The organism is Agromyces sp. PvR057, assembly GCF_040547485.1.
Classification (GTDB): domain Bacteria; phylum Actinomycetota; class Actinomycetes; order Actinomycetales; family Microbacteriaceae; genus Agromyces.
Map to the genome: position 1 here is coordinate 121,203 of NZ_JBEPPT010000001.1, position 16,734 is coordinate 137,936.

Sequence of the window (16,734 nt, forward strand, 5' to 3'; positions counted from 1 at the left end):
ACATGAGCGACACCATCGAGACCATCGAGATCACGAGCCCCCGTGTTCCCCCGCGGCCCACCGACGAGTGGACCGACGACGTCGACGAGGCTTTCTCAGCGCTCCGCGCCCATGCCCCGGGCGGTGCCTCCGTAGACGGACCGGCGCAGCGCCCGAAGGCGAACATCCTCGGCATCTACGCTTGGCACCCCGACTTCATCCGTGGGTGGATGCCCTTCTCCAACCACCTGCGCCACTCGACGCTGTCGGATCGCCAGCGCGAGATCGCGATCCTGCGCACCACGTGGCTCGGCTACGGCGAGTACGAGTGGGCCCAGCACGTCTGGATGAGCACCGCGAGCGGCGCACTCACCGAGGCCGAGGTCGCCGCCCTTTCCGAGGGTCCGGATGCCGCGAGCTGGTCGGTCGAGGACGCCGCCCTCGTTCGGGCGATCGACGAGATGGTCACCGGCGACAGGCTCATCTCCGACCCGACGTGGGCAGCGCTCGCATCCCAGCTGGACCGTCAGCAGCTCATCGACTTCGTGTTCACGATCGGCACGTACGACATGCACTGCATGGCCTTCCGCAACCTCGGACTCGAGCTCGAGCCCGGCATGACCGGGTTCCCGGCCGGCCACGCGCCCGAATCGGACGCGCGGCCATGAGTGTCGTGACGGCCGTCGGCGAGGCCCTCCACTGGGCCGTACGCGACTCACTCATCCGGTACGTCACCGACATCGCCCGCGGCACGTACTCCGTCGACGGCGGGGCGACCGAAGGCGAAGGCGGCGTCATCGCATTCCCACTTCGCGCGGCGCATCGGGAGGGCGAAGACTGGCGGATGTCGTTCCAGGGGTCGGTGCGGTTCCTCGCCCACCATGGGCACTTGGACATCCTCATCAAGGATCCCGAGGTCGTGGTCGGCCCGAACGGCGGGGTCCTCGCCACGCACACGGTGGACGACCCGAACGAACTGCTCGCCGTGGTCGCCATCGGGGCGGGGGATCCGACGGGCTCGGATGCATCGCTCGTCTGGCACGGCCTTGCAACGCAGCTCGCACCGAGCGCGGTCGACCTCTTCGGTACGGTGTACCCGGCTGGAACGGAAATGGCCCCGATTGGGATCCGCATCGCGCTAGATTCCTAACCATGTCTCAATCCGCGCCTGAGCGCGCACCACGTCGGAGCACCCGTCGGCCCACTGGAGAGCGCGGGAACGTGCGCGGGGAGGCGACGCGACAGCTCATCCTCGTCGCTGCCGAGCGGCTTTTCGCGGAGCACGGGATTTCAGCTGTGCCGCTGCGAGACATCGGAATGGAAGCCGGCCAGCGCAACCATGCGGCCGTGCAGTACCACTTCGGCGACCGCGACGCGCTCGTCAAGGCGATCATGGAGTTCCGCGGCGCCGAGAGCGAGGACGACCGCGCCGAACTCGTCGCCGGCCTGATGGTCGGCGGCGAGGTGCCGACCATCGCCGACGTGGTCGGCGCGTTCGTGCGGCCGCTCGCCATCCACATCCAGCCCGACAATCACTATCTGGCCTTCCTGTCGCTGTACATCACCGAGGAGGGCGGATACGAGGGGCTGCGTCCGCAGGGCGTGCATACCGGCGCATCCGTCATCACGCTCCGAGCGCTCCTCGCGCGACTCGCCCCCGACATCCCGGAACTGATCCTCGATGAGCGGTGGTGGGTGACGTTGACGAGCGCTGTGCATGCGCTCGCGCGGTATCAGGCAGCGCAGCAGAAGCGCGCACAGCCGGCGAAGATGGGGATCCTCATCGACGACCTCGTGGTCTTCCTGGCTGCCGGCCTCGTTGCGCCGATCGTCGAGGGCGATCCGAGAGCGGTCGCCGCGTCGGCAGGCGCCTAGGCACTACGACGGAGGGGCTCGATCGATATTCTCGATCGAGCCCCTCCGCCGTGCAGGCGGTTCGCCGTTCAGCGGCCCAGGTGCGCCATGAACCGTGAAGACCAGTCGGTGAGGCTGGCGGGCACGTAGTAGCCGTCCTGATCATTGATCTCGTCCCAGTTCTCGGCGACCTCCTCGATCGTCGGCGTGCCGTCGGAGAGCCAGCCGGGCGTGATGCCGAGGAACCATCGCGAGAAGCGCTTGGCGCCGGCAACGAGGATCTCGCCATTCACCGGGCATGATTCATGCGCCAGGAAGGCGACCATCGGCGAGACGAGACCGGTCTCCATCGCCTCGAGAATGGCCGAGTTCGGCGGCGTGGCCGTGACGATGTTCGGCTTCGTCGCGGACTCGCTCGGGCGCGTGATCGCGTTCGGGGCGATGGCGTTGACGAGGATGCCCTTGGGTGCGCCCGCGACTGCGAGGCTGCGCGTGAAGCCGATCAGCGCGCCCTTGGCCGTCGCGTAGGCGAGATTGTCGGCCAACCCGAGCATGCCGGTCGACACGGTCGTGATGACGCGACCATACCCCTGCGCCTCGAAGTGCGGCCAAGCGGCGCGGGTCGTGTGCCACGTGCCGCGGAGGTGCACATCGAGGGTGCGTTCGAGGTTGTCGGCGTCGGCCTCGGGAAAGCTCGCCCAACGGGAGATCCCGGCGTTGTTGACGACGATGTCGAGACGACCGAACTCACGGATCGCCGTGTCGACGAGGGCGTGGCAGTTCGCCTCGACGCCGATGTCGCTCGTCTCCGCGATGGCAATGCCGCCGGCAGCGGTGATCTCGGCCACGACGTCGTTCGCCGGCCCGCTGTCGCTGCCGACGCCCTCCTTCGAGCCGCCGAGATCGTTGACGACGACCTTGGCGCCACGTTCGGCCAGCAACAGGGCATGGGCGCGCCCGAGGCCCCGTCCGGCACCCGTGACGATGGCGACCTGCCCGTCGAATCGAAGGTCAGCGCGTGCGTTCATCATTCTCCCTTGACGTGATCTTCGTTGGATTTCATCACACTCGCTCATATCTTGCAACGCCACAAACGGGCCGAGTTCCCTGAAATCAAGATGGATATTGCCACTTTGCAGCAACTATGCTTAGCTTTCTGCCGATGGTCAGATGACCAGAACATGAAGCGGGAGCGGTGCGCATGGCGGGTAAGTCGGACAACGAAGTCGACGTCGAAGTACTGGTGATCGGAGCCGGTGTCGTCGGCATCTACGCGCTCTACCGGGCCATCGACGCCGGATTCTCCGCGCTCACGCTCGAGGCGGGCGATGGCGTCGGCGGCGTCTGGTACTGGAACCGGTATCCGGAAGCACGCTTCGATTCCGAGAGCTACACCTACGGCTACCTGTTCTCGAAGGAACTCTTCGACGACTGGAAGTGGAAGGAAGAGTTCGCGACGCAGCCGGAGATCGAGGGGTACCTCAATCACGTGGTCGACCGCTTCGGCCTGCGGCCGCACATCCGCACCGGTCAGCGCGTGGCATCCGCCACCTGGGACGAGGATGCCTCGCTCTGGGTCGTGACCACCGAAGCCGGCACGACGCTGCGCGCTCGCTGGGTGATCTCCGCGACCGGCGGGCTCTCCGTCCCGCACTACCCCGAGCTCGAGGGGCTCCAGGACTTCGCGGGAGAGGCGCACCACACCGGCGCGTGGCCCCACTCGCCGATCGACTTCGCCGGCAAGCGGGTCGCGATCATCGGCAACGGCCCGAGCGGTGCGCAACTGCTGCCCGCGATCGTCGACCTGGTCGAACAGGTCGACCTCTACCAGCGCACGCCCACCTGGACGACGCCGCTCAACAACGCCGACCTCACCGAAGAGAAGCGCCAGTGGCTCAGCGAGAACTTCGAGCAGGTGGTCGAGATCCTCAGCACGAGCCCCACCGGGTTCATGCACGAGCCGGCCGGAAAGTTCTCGACCGCGGACAGCCCTGAGGAACGCCAGGCGTTCTACGAGAAGATCTGGCGAGCACCCGGCTTCGGCAAGCTCACGTCGAACTACTACGACATGACCACGAACCGCGAGGTCAACCTCGAGTTCTGCGAGTTCCTCGCGAACAAGATCCGCAGCATCGTCAACGACCCGGTGACCGCGGAGCGCCTCATCCCGACCGATCACCTGTTCGGAGCGAAGCGTCCGCCGTTCGTCGCGAACTACTTCGAGTCGTTCAACAAGCCGAATGCCTCGCTCATCGCACTCCGCGAGACGCCGATCGTCCGCGTCGACGCCACCGGCATCGAGACCACCGACGGGCATCGCGATTACGACGTCATCGTCTACGCCACCGGGTTCGACTTCGGCACCGGCGCGCTCACCCGCATGGGCGTCACCGGGCGCGACGGCCTCGACCTCAGCGCCGACTGGACCGACGGCCCTTCCGACTTCGCGGGGTTCAGTGCTCACCGCCTTCCCAACTTCTTCTTCCCGGGGGGCCCGCACGGTGCCGGTGGCGGCAATTACCCGCGCTACTCGCAGGACCAGGTCGACTGGATCGCGGACACGCTCGTCTACGCCCGCGACCACGGATTCGACCGCTTCGAGCCGACGTCGGAGCAGGAGGACGCGTGGATGAGCATGGTCGAGACGCTCGCCCCGCTCTCGATCTTCTCGGCCGAGCACAGCCACTACTACGGCGCCAACGTGCAGGGGAAGCCCAAGAAGTTCCTCCTCAATCCCGGCGGCCGCGCCAAGCTCCACGAGATGCTCGGCGAGCTCTCCTCGACCGAGGACTACGGCGGCGCCCTCGCCTCGACCCGAGACCGCGTCGCCGCCTGACATCAACGCCACGACCAGCGCTCCAGCTGGACGCCGAAACGAAGGGGTACGAGAGCATGACCGACACCGACAGCACCGATCTGAAGACCGAACCCAGCACGACGACCCGGGAAGCGCTGATCACCCTGGTCAATTCGGTGCCCGGAAGGGACGCCGAGTTCAAGGAGTGGTACTGGGGCACCCACGTGCAGGAGGTCCTCGCGCTCCCCGGATTCATCGGCGCCCGAACGCTGCGCCTGACGGAAGAGCCGGGCGGTCCGGCACCCTTCCGGTACGCGACGATCTACGAGGTCGAGGGTGCCGCGTCCGACGCCCGCAACCTCATGTTCGGCTCGGGTCTGAGCACCAGTGACGCCATGGACCTCAGCGCCATGATCGTCGCCCCGTTCACCGCATAACCGCGGACCGCTCTTGCGGGTCGGCCGGACCGTCGGCCGGCCCACGAGCGTTCAAGATCACCTGCACCAGAGCATCAGCCGCGGCTCTGGTGCAGCGCGACCTCTCCGACAACGACGTTAGGAAGTCATCACGATGTCCCTCACCACAGCTCCGGCGAAGGTCAGGCCGTTCCCGCTGATCATCGCGATCTTCATGATCATCGAACTCACGCCGATCTTCGAGGTGACGATGATGTACGCGGCCATCCCCACACTGATGGGGGTCTTCGAAGCCGACGCCGCCACGATCTCGTGGGTGATCACGATCTTCCTGCTGGTCGGTGCGGGAACCGCGGCGATCTCCGGACGTCTCGGCGACATCTACGGTCGAAAGCGAGTCCTCATCGTCCTGATGGTGATCTCCGCCGTCGGCTCCATCATCAGCGTCGTCGCGGGGAACCTCGAGGGAATCCTGATCGGGCGCGCCTTCCAAGGCACGAGTGCGGGGCTGTTCCCCCTGCTGATCGGGCTCGCGCGCGAGGTCGCACCGGCCCGCAAGGTACCGCTGCTCATCAGCCTGACGTCGGGCATCGGCCTGATCGGCGGATCGGTCGGCGCTCTGGCGGCTGGAATCCTGCTGCAGACCTCCGGCTGGCACAGCATGTTCGTGGTCTCGGCAGTGCTCGCGGTCGCAGCCATCCTGGTTGCGCTCATCCTGCCGAAGTCAGTCGTCGCCGTGACGGTACGCGGTCGCCTCGACGTGCTCGGCGCGCTGGTGATGGCTCCCGCGATCGCAGCGATCCTCTTCGGCTTCACCATCTCGCGCAGTCAGGGCGCAAGCCCGGTCGTCGTCGGCCTGATCGTGGTCGGTGCCGTGCTGTTCATCTTCTGGGTCGTCTGGGAACTGCGGATCAAGAACCCCATGTTCAACCTTCGCCTCTTCCGCACGCGCTCGCTGGTGCTCACCCTCATCGCCACCGCCTTCGCCTCCATCGGCATCCTCTCGGCACCCGCCCTGCTCACACCGATCCTCCAACAGACCCCGGCCGACATGCCCGTCGGCCTTGGCCTGACCCCGACGCAAGCAGGCCTTTACGGGCTGATCTCCGGCACGATCGCATTCATCCTCTCGCCACTGGCGGGCCGAGTCGCAGGTCGACGTGGAGGCAAGATCGTGTTGGCCGTCGGTATCGTGCTCGGCGTCATCGGCTACGCCAGCTTCCTCTTCTCGGTGCACAACCTGCCGCTGGCGATCGTCGGAATCGTCGTGGGCTCCGTCGGCACGGTCTTCATCACCGTCAGCGTCCCGATCGTCATCGTCGAGAACGTGGAGGCCCGCGACACGAGCGAGGCCGTCGCCTTGACCTTCACCGTCGGTCGAACGATCTTCAGCGCCATCGGCACGGCCGTCATCGGGATCGTGCTCGCCTCGAGCACGGTGCCCGACACGACGGCACCGACGATCGAATCCTGGAATGCCGGAATCGTCCTCGTCATCATCGCGGGTGCGATCGCGCTCGCCGCGACCATCGCCATCAGGAAGTCCACGCCGATGAGCCAGCGTGGAGAGGTCATCGAGGCGATCGCTCAGGACGACACGACCTCGGACCAGGAAGCTGAACCCGTCCGCGTCAACTGACCGCCGCCTCTGGCACTGTCGGACTCGGCCGGGCTGCTGACGTCTTATCGATCACCGATGGCGCGCCCACGGACGATCGAACCGATCACGAGGTAGAGGCCGCAGAGAACGGTGGATCCGCCGAAGAGCATGGCGGAGATCCCAACACCCCACGAGGAGTCCGCGGTCGATGCGAACGAGAGGATCGCGGCCTGTGCGAGGACGAGCAGGATCAGACCGCTGCCGAGGTTGACGATCCGGATGCTCTTCACGAGCGGTTGCTTGGAATGGCGGGTTCGGATGGTGCCGGTGATCGCGACACCGAGCTCGACGAACGCGATGAGCGCGAGGATCTCCGCAATCAGCGGCTCGAACGCGAAGCCCACCTTCGTCTCGATCAGGAGCGGCAGGCAGAGGGCGATGTACAGGATCGCAGATCCGGCCAGCACTGCTCCGATCAGCGTCGAGGCGCGGTACTGATCCCCGATCGAAGGTCCCGTGTCAGTTGCAGACCGCCGCGATCGGCGGTAGCTGCCGACTGCGATCGCCTTCGCGGCCCCTACGCCCAGGGAGAAGAGCACGTTCGCGAGCAGGAACAGGTTCGGTTCGAGGAGGAACAGGACCAACTTGGCAACGGCGAACAGCATGTTGAACAAGGCCGAGACGCCTGCATAGAAGAATGAGCGCTCCTCAGCGGTCGCCAGCCACCACGGAGCAGCCGGCTGCTTCCCGGGTGGAGATGCTCGGCGACTGGTCACCGCACCATCCTTGCCTTGATCGAGCCCACGACCAACGGTTCCGAGGTGCGGGGTTCACATCTATTCCCTGCCTGCGGCGGCAGAGTTCGCCGAATACGCCCGCTCTTCCTGAAAGCCCCTCCTCGTGAGGGGCTTTCAGGAAGAGCGGGGTCTCCCGGCCGCGGCATCCGGTACTCTGGAAGACCTGTCTGGCCCCCGGCCAGAGCGGTCACGCAGCGTTCAGCACGTGGTCCGAGGCTTGAAACCTCCGGCATCCTCATACGACACCCGGAGGTTTTTCCATGTCCTCGCGCGCCCGAATCCCGAACGCCCGAATCCCGAACGCCCGAATCCCGAACCGCTGGCTGGGGCTCGTCGTGCTCTCGCTGACCCAGCTCATGGTCGTGCTCGACGGCACCATCGTCAACATCGCGCTGCCCGATGCGCAGCTCGAACTCGGACTGTCCGACGGCATGCGGCAGTGGGTCGTGACCGCGTACTCGCTCACGTTCGGCGCGCTGCTGCTGCTCGGCGGGCGCATCGCCGACTACTGGGGGCGCAAGCGCACCCTGCTCGTCGGCATGGTCGGCTTCGGTGCGGCATCCCTCTACGGGGGCCTCGCGCAGTCGGCCGCCGAACTCATCATCGCGCGCGGGCTGCAGGGCGCGTTCGCCGCGCTGCTCGCCCCGGCCGCGCTCGCGCTGCTGACCGTCACGTTCACCTCGGGGCGGGACCGCAACGTGGCCTTCGCGGTGTTCGGCACCATCGCCGGTGCCGGCGCGGCGGTCGGTCTCGTGCTCGGCGGGCTGCTCGCCGAGTTCGTCGACTGGCGCTGGTGCCTGCTCGTGAACCTCGTGTTCGTGGTGATCGGGTTCATCGGGGGACTCTTCTTCCTCTCCGAGAGCCGGGCCGACGGCGAGAACCGCTACGACCTCGTCGGGGCGGTCACGGTCACGCTCGGCCTCGGCTCGCTCGTGTACGGGTTCAGCCTCGCCGAGGGCGGTTGGGGCCAGGTCTCGACGATCGGCTTCCTCGCGGCCGGCGTGGTGCTGCTCGCGCTCTTCCTCTGGATCGAGACGAAGGTCGCGCAGCCGCTCCTCCCGATCCGGGTGATCGCCGACCGCATCCGTGGCGGCGCGTTCCTCATCCAGGCCGTGGCGGGCAGCGTCATGATCGGCGCGACGCTCTACCTCACCTTCCACCTGCAGATCGTGCTCGGGATGTCGCCGCTCAGCGCCGGGCTCGCGAGCCTGCCGCTGACGCTCGCGATCATGGTCACGGCGCCCGTGGTCACCCGCCTGCTGGCGCGATTCGGCCCCCGGTCCCTCCTGATCGCCGGCCCGCTCGTGGTGGCCGCAGGCCTCGTCTGGCTCAGCTTCATCACGGCCGACGGCGTGTACGCGATGCAGGTGCTGCCGGGCATGGTCCTGATGGGCATCGGCATGGGATTCGTCTTCGTGCCGTTGCAGAACCTCGCACTGCTCGGCGTCGCGCCGCACGACGCGGGTGCGGCATCCGCGACCGCGAACTCGGCGATGCAGATCGGCGGCTCGATCGGGGTCTCGATCTTCACCGCCGTCTACGTGGCCGTCTCCACGTCGAGCGAGGCAGCCGGTGCCGACGCGGCGACCTCGTTCACCGACGGCTACGGGGCGACCTTCATCGCCGCCGCGATCGGCATGGTCGTGGCATCCGTCATCGCGATCTGCATGGTGCGCGGCGCCCGACTGCGCGAGCTCGCCTACGACGCCGAGTCATCGGACGCCCAGGCGGCGCCGGTCGCCGTGGCCGTGCACTGACCGACCGGCCGGGCATGGCGGCGAGGGCGGTGCGGGACGAGCGGGCTAGGGTTCCCTCGTGAGCTCATCTCCGCGCCGCCGCTGGTTCGGCCTCGTCTTCATCAGCATCGCCGTGTCGCTGATCATCGTCGATTCGACGATCGTCAACGTGGCGATCCCGGCGATCGTCGACGACCTCGGCATCACGTCCACGCAGGTGCAGTGGGTGCAGGAGTCGTACACGCTCGTGTTCGCCGCGCTGCTCCTCGTCTTCGGCACGCTCGCCGATCGGTTCGGGCGCCGGCGGATGCTGCTCATCGGCGTCGTGATCTTCGCGCTGTCGTCGGTGGCGGCCGCCTTCGCGACCACGGGCGAACTGCTGATCCTCGCGAGGCTCGTGCAGGGCGTCGGCGGCGCGATGATCCTGCCGACGACGCTCTCGCTCATCAACGCGACGTTCCGCGGGCGCGAGCGGGGCATCGCCTTCGCGGTGTGGGGCTCGACGATCGGCGGCATGGCGGCGATCGGCCCGCTGCTCGGCGGCTGGTTGACGACCGACTTCTCGTGGCGCTGGGCGTTCGGCATCAACATCCCGTTCGCGATCATCATCATCATCGGCGTGCTGCTCACGATCGACGAGTCGCGTGCCCCTGGCGAACCGCGGCGCATCGACGTCGTCGGCGCGGTGCTCTCGGTGATCACGAGCGGTGCGCTCGTGTTCGCGCTCATCGAGGGGCGCACCTACGGCTGGTGGCTCGCGGAGGACGACATCTCGTTCGGCGACTGGGAGTGGCCGTTGGCGATCTCGCCGATCCCGTTTGCGTTCGCGATCGCATTGCTCGGGCTCGTCTCGTTCGTGCTCTGGGGCCGTCGGCGCATGCGCCTCGGCAAGCCCACGATGCTGCCGTTCGCGCTCTTCGCCATCCCGTCGTTCCGCAACGGCAACATCGCCGCCCTCATCGTCTCGCTGGGCGAGTTCGGCATCATCCTCTCGCTGCCGCTCTGGCTGCAGTTCGTGCTCGGCTTCGACGCCCTGCAGACCGGGTTCGTGCTGCTCGCGCTCGCCGTCGGCTCGTTCGGCGCGAGCGGCTTCGCGGGTGCGATGTCGGGCCGCCTCCCGGCCGTGTTCATCGTGCGCCTCGGCATCGCGCTCGAGATCATCGGCGTCGTGTGGGTCGGCCTGGTCATCGCTCCGGATGCCACGTGGCAGTGGTTGCTGCCGGCGCTCTTCGTGTACGGGTTCGGCGTGGGCCTCGCGACCGCCCAGCTCACCGGGGTGGTGCTGCAGGACGTGCCTGTGGCCGAGAGCGGTGCCGGATCGGGCACGCAGTCGACCTCGCGGCAGCTCGGCTCGGCGCTCGGCATCGCGATCCTCGGCACGGTGCTGTTCACCACGACGGCGAACGTGCTCGACGCCAGCCTCGACGAGCGCGGGCTGCCAGAGGCGCAGCGCGACCAGACCGTCTCGGCGGTGGTCGACAGCGCGGGCGCGGCGATCGCCGGGCTCGAGGCGAATCCCGAGACGGCCGACGTCGGGGCGGATGCGGCCGAGGCGTTCAGCACCGGCACGCGCTACGCGGCGTTCTCGGCCGCGGGGTTCCTGGTGATCGGCTTCTTCGCGACGCTGTCGCTGGGCTCGGGCCGTCGCGACGAGCACGACGGCGACGGCGACGACCGCAGTGACGCCGACGCCGAGGCAGCCGAGCGCGAGTCCTGACCGACAGGACCCGCGCTCGGGGTGGTCCCGTGCCCGCGATCGGGCACGGGAGTGCTCCCGTTCTCAGGATGCGGCCTTGCGGGCCTTCGACTTCTCGGGCTTGGCCTTCTTCGCCGCGGACGTGCCCTTGGCAGCGCCCTTCGCGCCGCCCTTCGGCGACGTCGCGGCGGACCCCTCGGACGCCTCGCCCGCGGCATCCGCCCCTCCGCGCTTCGAGGCGATCGAGCGGCGCAGGGCCTCCATGAGGTCGATGACCTCGCCGCCCTCCTCGTCGGGCTGCTCGCCGAACGTGGCGGCGGTGTCGAGGGCGTCGCCCTGCTCGAGCTTCGCGGCGATGAGCGTGCGCAGCTCCTGCTGGTACTCGTCGACGTACTCGTCGGGCTTGAACTCGGCGACGAGGCTCTCGACGAGCTGCTTCGACAGGTCGAGCTCCTTCACCGTGACCTTCACGGCCTCGTCGAGCGCGGGGAACGCGGCCTCTCGCACCTCGTCGCTCCAGAGCAGGGTCTGCACCATGAGCACCTTGCCGTGCACGCGCAGGGCCGCGAGCCGGGTCTTCTGCCGCAGCGCCATGCGCACGATCGCCGTGCGGTCGGTGGACTCGAGCGTCTCGCGCAGCAGCACGTACGCCTTCGACGACGCGGAGTCTGGCTCGAGGTAGTAGCTGCGGTCGAACATGATCGGGTCGATCTGGTCGGTCGGCACGAACTCGACGACCTCGATCTCGCGGCTGCGCTCGGCGGGCAGCGACTTGAGGTCCTGATCGGTGATGACGACCGTGCGCTCGCCGTCGTCGTAGGCCTTGTCGATGTTCTTGTACTCGACGACCTGCCCGTCGATCTCGCAGATGCGCTGGTACCGGATGCGCCCGCCATCGGCGTCGTGCACCTGGTGCAGGGACACGTCGTGGTCCTCGGTGGCGCTGTAGAGCTTGACGGGCACATTGACCAGGCCGAATGTGACCGCCCCTTTCCAGACGGCTCGCATGCCTCAAGTGAACACCCGTTCCCGCCGCCGGGGAACCCCCGATGGCAGGATGGGGGCATGGCCGAGGGTGCGCGGCAGTTGGTGGAGGTCGACGGCCGGAGGCTCCGGCTGACGAACCTCGACAAGGTCATGTATCCCGAGACGGGCATGACCAAGGGCGAGGTCATCGCGTACTACGCCGAGGTCGCGCCCGTCATGGTGCCGCTCATCGCCGGTCGGCCCGTGACCAGGCTCAGGTGGGTGCACGGCGTCGGAACGGCGGATGCCCCGCAGCAGCCGTTCTTCGAGAAGACGCTCGACGAGCACGCGCCCGAATGGTTGCGCCGCGGGGTGATCCGCCACTCCGACGGCGACAAGCCGTATCCGATCGCGGGCGACCGGCCCTCGCTCGTGTGGCTCGCGCAGCAGGCGTCGCTCGAGGTGCACGTGCCGCAGTGGCGGTTCGCGCCAGACGGGCAGCCGGCGAATCCCGACCGCATCGTGTTCGACCTCGACCCGGGCGAGGGCATGGGACTGGTCGAGTGCGCCGAGGTCGCGCGGCTCGTGCGCGACCTCATCGCCGGCATGGGGCTGGACGCCGTGCCGGTCACGAGCGGCAGCAAGGGCATCCACCTCTACGCCTCGCTCGACGGGCGGCAGACCTCTGAGCAGGTGTCGGAGGTCGCGCGCGAACTCGCGCGCGCACTCGAGGCCGACCACCAGGGCCTCATCGTGTCGAGCATGAGCAAGCTCGTGCGCTCGGGCCGCGTGCTCATCGACTGGAGCCAGAACAACGGCAGGAAGACGACGATCGCGCCGTACTCGCTCCGCGGGCGCGCCCGCCCGACGGTGGCCGCACCGCGCACGTGGGACGAGCTCGACGACCCCGGCCTGCGACACCTCGAGGCGCACGAGGTCCTCGAGCGCGTGGCATCCGGCATCGATCCGATCGCCGAGCTCGTGGACTCGGGCGCCGCCGCGGCCGGCCCGCTGACCACGTACCTCTCGATGCGCACGCATGGCGCGACCCCCGAGCCCATGCCGGGCTCGAGCTGGGGCGAGTCCAGCGGGGGAGCGCCGCGATTCGTGATCCAGGAGCACCACGCGCGGCGCCTGCACTACGACTTCCGGCTCGAGCGCGACGGCGTGCTGAAGAGCTGGGCGGTGCCCAAGGGTGTGCCCGACGACCCCGGCGTGAACCACCTCGCCGTGCAGACCGAGGACCACCCGATGGAGTACGGCGGGTTCGAGGGCACGATTCCGGCGGGGGAGTACGGCGCCGGCTCGGTGACGATCTGGGACTCGGGCACGTTCGCGACCGAGAAGTGGCGCGACGACGAGGTCATCGTCGACGTGCAGGGGCAGCCGGGCGGCCCGCTCGGTGCCGTGCGGCTGGCGCTCATCCGCACCGACGGCGAGGGCGAGAAGAGCACGTGGCTCATGCACCGCATGAAGGACCAGCGGCCGGCCGCGGAGGCCGAATCGGTCGGTCGAGCGGACGTCCCGCCCGGCGAGGTCGAGCCCATCCTCGTGCGCCCGATGCTGGCCTCGCCGGGCACGCTCGGCCTGCTCGCCCGCGGCGACTGGGCGCTCGAGCACAAGTGGGACGGCATTCGCGTGCTCGCCCGCGTCGACGGCGACGGCCTGCGCATCATCAGTCGCAACGGCAACGACGTCACCGCGCGGTATCCCGAGCTCGCCGGCCTGCCGCGGGCGCTGCGCGGCGACGCGCTCGTCGACGGCGAGCTCGTCGCGCTCGACGACGACGGGCGTCCGAGCTTCGAACTGCTGCAGTCGCGCATGAACCTCACCCGCCTTCGAGAGGCGCAGCGGCTCGCGGCCTCCGCTCCGGTGCGCCTGCTGCTCTTCGACGTGCTCGAGATCGCGGGCGACGACGTGACGGATGCCCCCTACCGCGAGCGTCGGCGTCGGCTCGAGCGGCTCGTGCGACCCGGGCACGGCGCGCCCGTCGAGGTGCCGGCGCTCGCCGAGGGCGATCCGGCGCAGGCGCTCGAGGAGGCCAGGCGCCTCGGGCTCGAAGGGCTCGTCGCGAAGCGGCCCGACTCGACCTACGCGCCCGGCACGCGGTCGGAGCAGTGGCTGAAGCTCAAGCTCACGCGCACGCAGGAGGTCGTGATCGGCGGATACCGCAAGGGCATCGGCTCGCGCACGGGCCGCATCCGCTCGCTGCTCGTCGGCATCCCGGGAGCTGGCGGACTCGACTACGCGGGGCGGGTCGGCAGCGGGTTGCGCGAGCTCGAGACCGAACGCCTGCTCGCGCGGCTCGACGCGGCACGGCGCGACACCTCGCCGTTCGTCGCCGTGCCCGAAGCGGATGCCGCGGACGCCGTCTGGGTCGAGCCGCAGCTCGTCGGCGAGATCGAGCTCGCCGAGTGGACGAGCACGGGCGTGGCGCGGCATCCGCGTTGGCGGGGGCTCCGACCCGACAAGGCGCCCGACGACGTCTCGCGGGAAGCCTGAGGGCGGGGCGGCCGGCACGGTCAGCGCGGCCCGGTCGCGTCGTCGTCCTCTGTGCGCCTCAGGCGTCGTCGTCGGCGAGCAGTTCGAGCAGGGCCCGTTCGCGCGCTCCCCGCAACGAGATGGTGCGCTGCCGTTCGTAGGCCGCGAAGACGCGAGGGTCGATGTAGCTGCCCTTCGCGATCGTCGGCGTGTTGCCGAGCACGGTGCTCGCGTGCTCGACGGCATCGCGCATCGCGTCGCGCGCGGCCGTCGCGGTCGTCGTCGTGCCGAGTTCGGCGAGGCGTTCGGCCGCGGCCACCGTACCCCGCAGCGTGCGGAAGTCCTTCGCGGTGAAATCGCCGCCGGTGCGTTCGCGCACATGCTCGTTCACGTCGACAGGTCCGAGCGCACGGGCCCGCCGCCCGTCCAGCCATGCGAACAGGCGAGCCGCCGCCGCGCGCTCGCCGGCCCGGTCGACGAACCCGGCGAGTCCGGCATCCGGGATCACGAGGTCCTGCCGGATGCCGCCCTTCGCCCGGAAACGGAGTCGCACCGCCTCGCCGTCGACGGCCGCGTTGCGCACGAGCAGGGTCGTCAGCCCGCGGCTGCGGAAGCCGGCGAGCGACTCCTCGGAGCCCACGCGGATGGCGCCGGCGTCCAGCGTGCGGAACGCCGCGGCGAGCACGCGCTCGCGCGGGAGGTCGGGGAGCGCGAGGTCGCGTTCGACCGCACGGCGCGCGCCAGGCAGCACGCGCGCGAGCTCGAGCATCCGCTCGAACTTCAGGGCGTCCTGCGCCTCGCGCCAGGCCGGGTGGTAGAGGTACTGTCGTCGCCCGGCGGCATCCACGCCGACGGCGAGGATGTGCGCGTTCGGCGCATCGGCGATCCACACCTCGTTCCATGCCGGGGGGATCGCCAGGTCGGCGATCCTCGCACGCTCGGTGCGTCCGGCCGAGCCTCCGTCGGCGTGCACGTAGGCGAACCCGCGACCACGCCGCACCCGGGTGTATCCGGGTGCGGCGTACGGTTCGACGTGCCGGAGCCGCGGCATCCGACTCAGTGGTCGCGCAGGGCCGAGATCAGCTCGGCCTTGCGCTTGCGGCTGTAGCCCGTGAGGCCGAGCTCCTTCGCGCGCCTCCTCAGGTCGTCGACGGTCCAGTCCTCGTAGTCGCCGCTCTCGCCGCCCTTGCGTCCGATCGTACTGCGGCCCTGCGCGGCGGCGGCGTTCGAGATGCGCGCCGCCTTCTCCTTCGAGGCCCCGTCGTCGCGGAGCGCCTCGTAGAGGTCGGGGTCCTTCAGCGAGGCGTTCCTGCGTCCGGGCATGGCGGGCGCTCCTCTCCGTGTTCGCGGTTCGCGGCTCCGGGCTGGAGGGCGCGGGAGGCGGACGGGGTCACAGTCCCCGCCCGCCCGTCACCGGCAGCACCGCGCCCGAGACGTACGACGCGTCGTCCGACGCCAGGTAGACGTACGCGCCTGCGAGCTCCGCGGGCTGGCCCGCTCGACCGAGCGGGGTGTCGTGGCCGAAGTCGGGGAGGTGGTCGGGCCATCCGGTGGCTGGAATCAGGGGGGTCCAGATCGGCCCGGGCGCCACGGCGTTCACGCGGATGCCGCGCGGCCCCAGCTCCTCGGCGAGGGCCTTCGTGAACGCGACGAGCGCCGCCTTCGTCATGGCGTAGTCGACGAGCGACGACGACGGGTCGAAGCCCTGGATGGACGACGTGGTGATGATCGACGCCCCGGCCTGCATGTGCGGCACGGCCGCGCGCGCGAGGAAGACGGGCGCGAACAGGTTCACTCGCATGACCCGCTCGAAGTCGTCGGTCGGGATCTGCTCGATGCCGCCGCGGTCGCGCTGGTGGGCGGCGTTGAGTACGAGCAGGTCGAGTCCGCCGAACGCCGCCTCGGTGTCGTGGACGAGCTCGATGCAGTGCGCCTCGCTCCGCAGGTCGCCCGGCAGCAGCAGCGGGTCGCGGCCGGCATCGGCGACCCAGACCGCCGTCTCCTCGGCGTCGGCCTGCTCGCTCGGCAGGTACGAGATCGCGACCTGCGCGCCCTCGCGGGCGAAGGCGATCGCAACGGCGCGCCCGATGCCCGAGTCGCCGCCGGTGATCAGCGCGCGCCGCCCGTGGAGGCGGCCGTTGCCCTGGTAGCTCTGCTCGCCGTGGTCGGGCTGCGGCGTCATCCGGCCGGTGAGGCCGGGGGGATCCTGCTCCTGCTTCGGGAACGGATCGGTGGTGTGCTTGGTGGTCGGATCGACCAGTTTCGTGTTCATCAGCATCGTCGACGTCTCCCTGCGATCCGTCTTCACGCTACGGGCGCCCGCGACCCTCCGCCGAGGGGTTGACAGCGCAGGGTGGGGCGGTTCGCCGGCTCCGGACCGCACTGCGCACCGACGCACGACGAAGGAACGCG

The 16,734-nt window shown here is 69.3% G+C and carries 15 protein-coding genes; 9 read left to right on the top strand and 6 right to left on the bottom strand.

Annotated features, from left to right (window positions below):
* The first annotated feature begins 2 nt into the window (after positions 1-2).
* From ABIC29_RS00565 to ABIC29_RS00575, 3 genes are read left to right on the top strand one after another with little or no spacing between them, the layout of a single operon-like run.
* Complete coding sequence (locus tag ABIC29_RS00565; RefSeq protein WP_354241791.1) at positions 3-647, top strand: carboxymuconolactone decarboxylase family protein; 645 nt, start codon at positions 3-5, stop codon at positions 645-647.
* Positions 644-1,129, top strand: a complete 486-nt coding sequence (locus tag ABIC29_RS00570; protein WP_354241794.1) for an HtaA domain-containing protein — start codon at positions 644-646, stop codon at positions 1,127-1,129. The genes ABIC29_RS00565 and ABIC29_RS00570 overlap by 4 nt, the downstream gene beginning before the upstream one ends.
* A gap of 2 nt (positions 1,130-1,131) precedes the next feature.
* Entirely contained in the window at positions 1,132-1,854 is a 723-nt protein-coding gene (locus ABIC29_RS00575; RefSeq protein WP_354241797.1) for a TetR/AcrR family transcriptional regulator, read from the top strand.
* A gap of 68 nt (positions 1,855-1,922) precedes the next feature.
* Here the strand turns inward: ABIC29_RS00575 and ABIC29_RS00580 are convergent, their stop codons facing one another.
* Complete coding sequence (locus tag ABIC29_RS00580; RefSeq protein ID WP_354241800.1) at positions 1,923-2,975, bottom strand: SDR family NAD(P)-dependent oxidoreductase; 1,053 nt, start codon at positions 2,973-2,975, stop codon at positions 1,923-1,925.
* 59 nt (positions 2,976-3,034) lie between these two features.
* Here ABIC29_RS00580 and ABIC29_RS00585 point away from each other — a divergent pair, with 59 nt between their 5' ends.
* The 3 genes from ABIC29_RS00585 to ABIC29_RS00595 all read left to right on the top strand — a co-directional run bounded on the left by ABIC29_RS00585 (position 3,035) and on the right by ABIC29_RS00595 (position 6,685).
* Complete coding sequence (locus ABIC29_RS00585) at positions 3,035-4,669, top strand: flavin-containing monooxygenase (protein WP_354241803.1); 1,635 nt, start codon at positions 3,035-3,037, stop codon at positions 4,667-4,669.
* A gap of 56 nt (positions 4,670-4,725) precedes the next feature.
* Positions 4,726-5,067 (top strand): hypothetical protein, encoded by a 342-nt coding sequence (locus tag ABIC29_RS00590; RefSeq protein WP_354241806.1) that lies wholly within the window; start codon positions 4,726-4,728, stop codon positions 5,065-5,067.
* A 133-nt stretch (positions 5,068-5,200) separates the two neighbouring features.
* On the top strand, positions 5,201-6,685 hold the full coding sequence (locus tag ABIC29_RS00595; RefSeq protein ID WP_354241809.1) for an MFS transporter: 1,485 nt from the start codon (positions 5,201-5,203) through the stop codon (positions 6,683-6,685).
* A gap of 44 nt (positions 6,686-6,729) precedes the next feature.
* On the opposite strand, the gene ABIC29_RS00600 is transcribed toward ABIC29_RS00595, so the two are convergent.
* Positions 6,730-7,422, bottom strand: coding sequence for a hypothetical protein (locus ABIC29_RS00600; protein WP_354241812.1), 693 nt, complete (start codon positions 7,420-7,422; stop codon positions 6,730-6,732).
* Positions 7,423-7,703: 281 nt separating this feature from the next.
* On the opposite strand from ABIC29_RS00600, the gene ABIC29_RS00605 reads away from it, so the two are divergent.
* Positions 7,704-9,200, top strand: a complete 1,497-nt coding sequence (locus tag ABIC29_RS00605) for an MFS transporter (protein ID WP_354241815.1) — start codon at positions 7,704-7,706, stop codon at positions 9,198-9,200.
* Positions 9,201-9,258: 58 nt separating this feature from the next.
* Entirely contained in the window at positions 9,259-10,896 is a 1,638-nt protein-coding gene (locus ABIC29_RS00610) for an MFS transporter (RefSeq protein WP_354241818.1), read from the top strand.
* A gap of 63 nt (positions 10,897-10,959) precedes the next feature.
* On the opposite strand, the gene ku is transcribed toward ABIC29_RS00610, so the two are convergent.
* Positions 10,960-11,883 (bottom strand): non-homologous end joining protein Ku, encoded by a 924-nt coding sequence (ku, locus tag ABIC29_RS00615; protein ID WP_354241821.1) that lies wholly within the window; start codon positions 11,881-11,883, stop codon positions 10,960-10,962.
* Positions 11,884-11,940: 57 nt separating this feature from the next.
* Here ku and ABIC29_RS00620 point away from each other — a divergent pair, with 57 nt between their 5' ends.
* Positions 11,941-14,343, top strand: a complete 2,403-nt coding sequence (locus ABIC29_RS00620; protein ID WP_354241824.1) for an ATP-dependent DNA ligase — start codon at positions 11,941-11,943, stop codon at positions 14,341-14,343.
* A 58-nt stretch (positions 14,344-14,401) separates the two neighbouring features.
* Here ABIC29_RS00620 and ABIC29_RS00625 read toward each other — a convergent pair whose 3' ends face one another.
* The 3 genes from ABIC29_RS00625 to ABIC29_RS00635 all read right to left on the bottom strand — a co-directional run bounded on the left by ABIC29_RS00625 (position 14,402) and on the right by ABIC29_RS00635 (position 16,594).
* A complete protein-coding gene (locus tag ABIC29_RS00625; protein ID WP_116080398.1) occupies positions 14,402-15,373 on the bottom strand; it encodes a DNA topoisomerase IB in 972 nt (323 codons plus the stop codon).
* A gap of 5 nt (positions 15,374-15,378) precedes the next feature.
* Positions 15,379-15,645 carry a DUF7218 family protein gene (locus ABIC29_RS00630; RefSeq protein WP_116080399.1) on the bottom strand — a complete coding sequence of 89 codons (267 nt, stop codon included), beginning with the start codon at positions 15,643-15,645 and terminating at the stop codon, positions 15,379-15,381.
* A gap of 67 nt (positions 15,646-15,712) precedes the next feature.
* Positions 15,713-16,594 (bottom strand): SDR family oxidoreductase, encoded by an 882-nt coding sequence (locus ABIC29_RS00635; protein ID WP_116082116.1) that lies wholly within the window; start codon positions 16,592-16,594, stop codon positions 15,713-15,715.
* Positions 16,595-16,734: the final 140 nt, after the last annotated feature.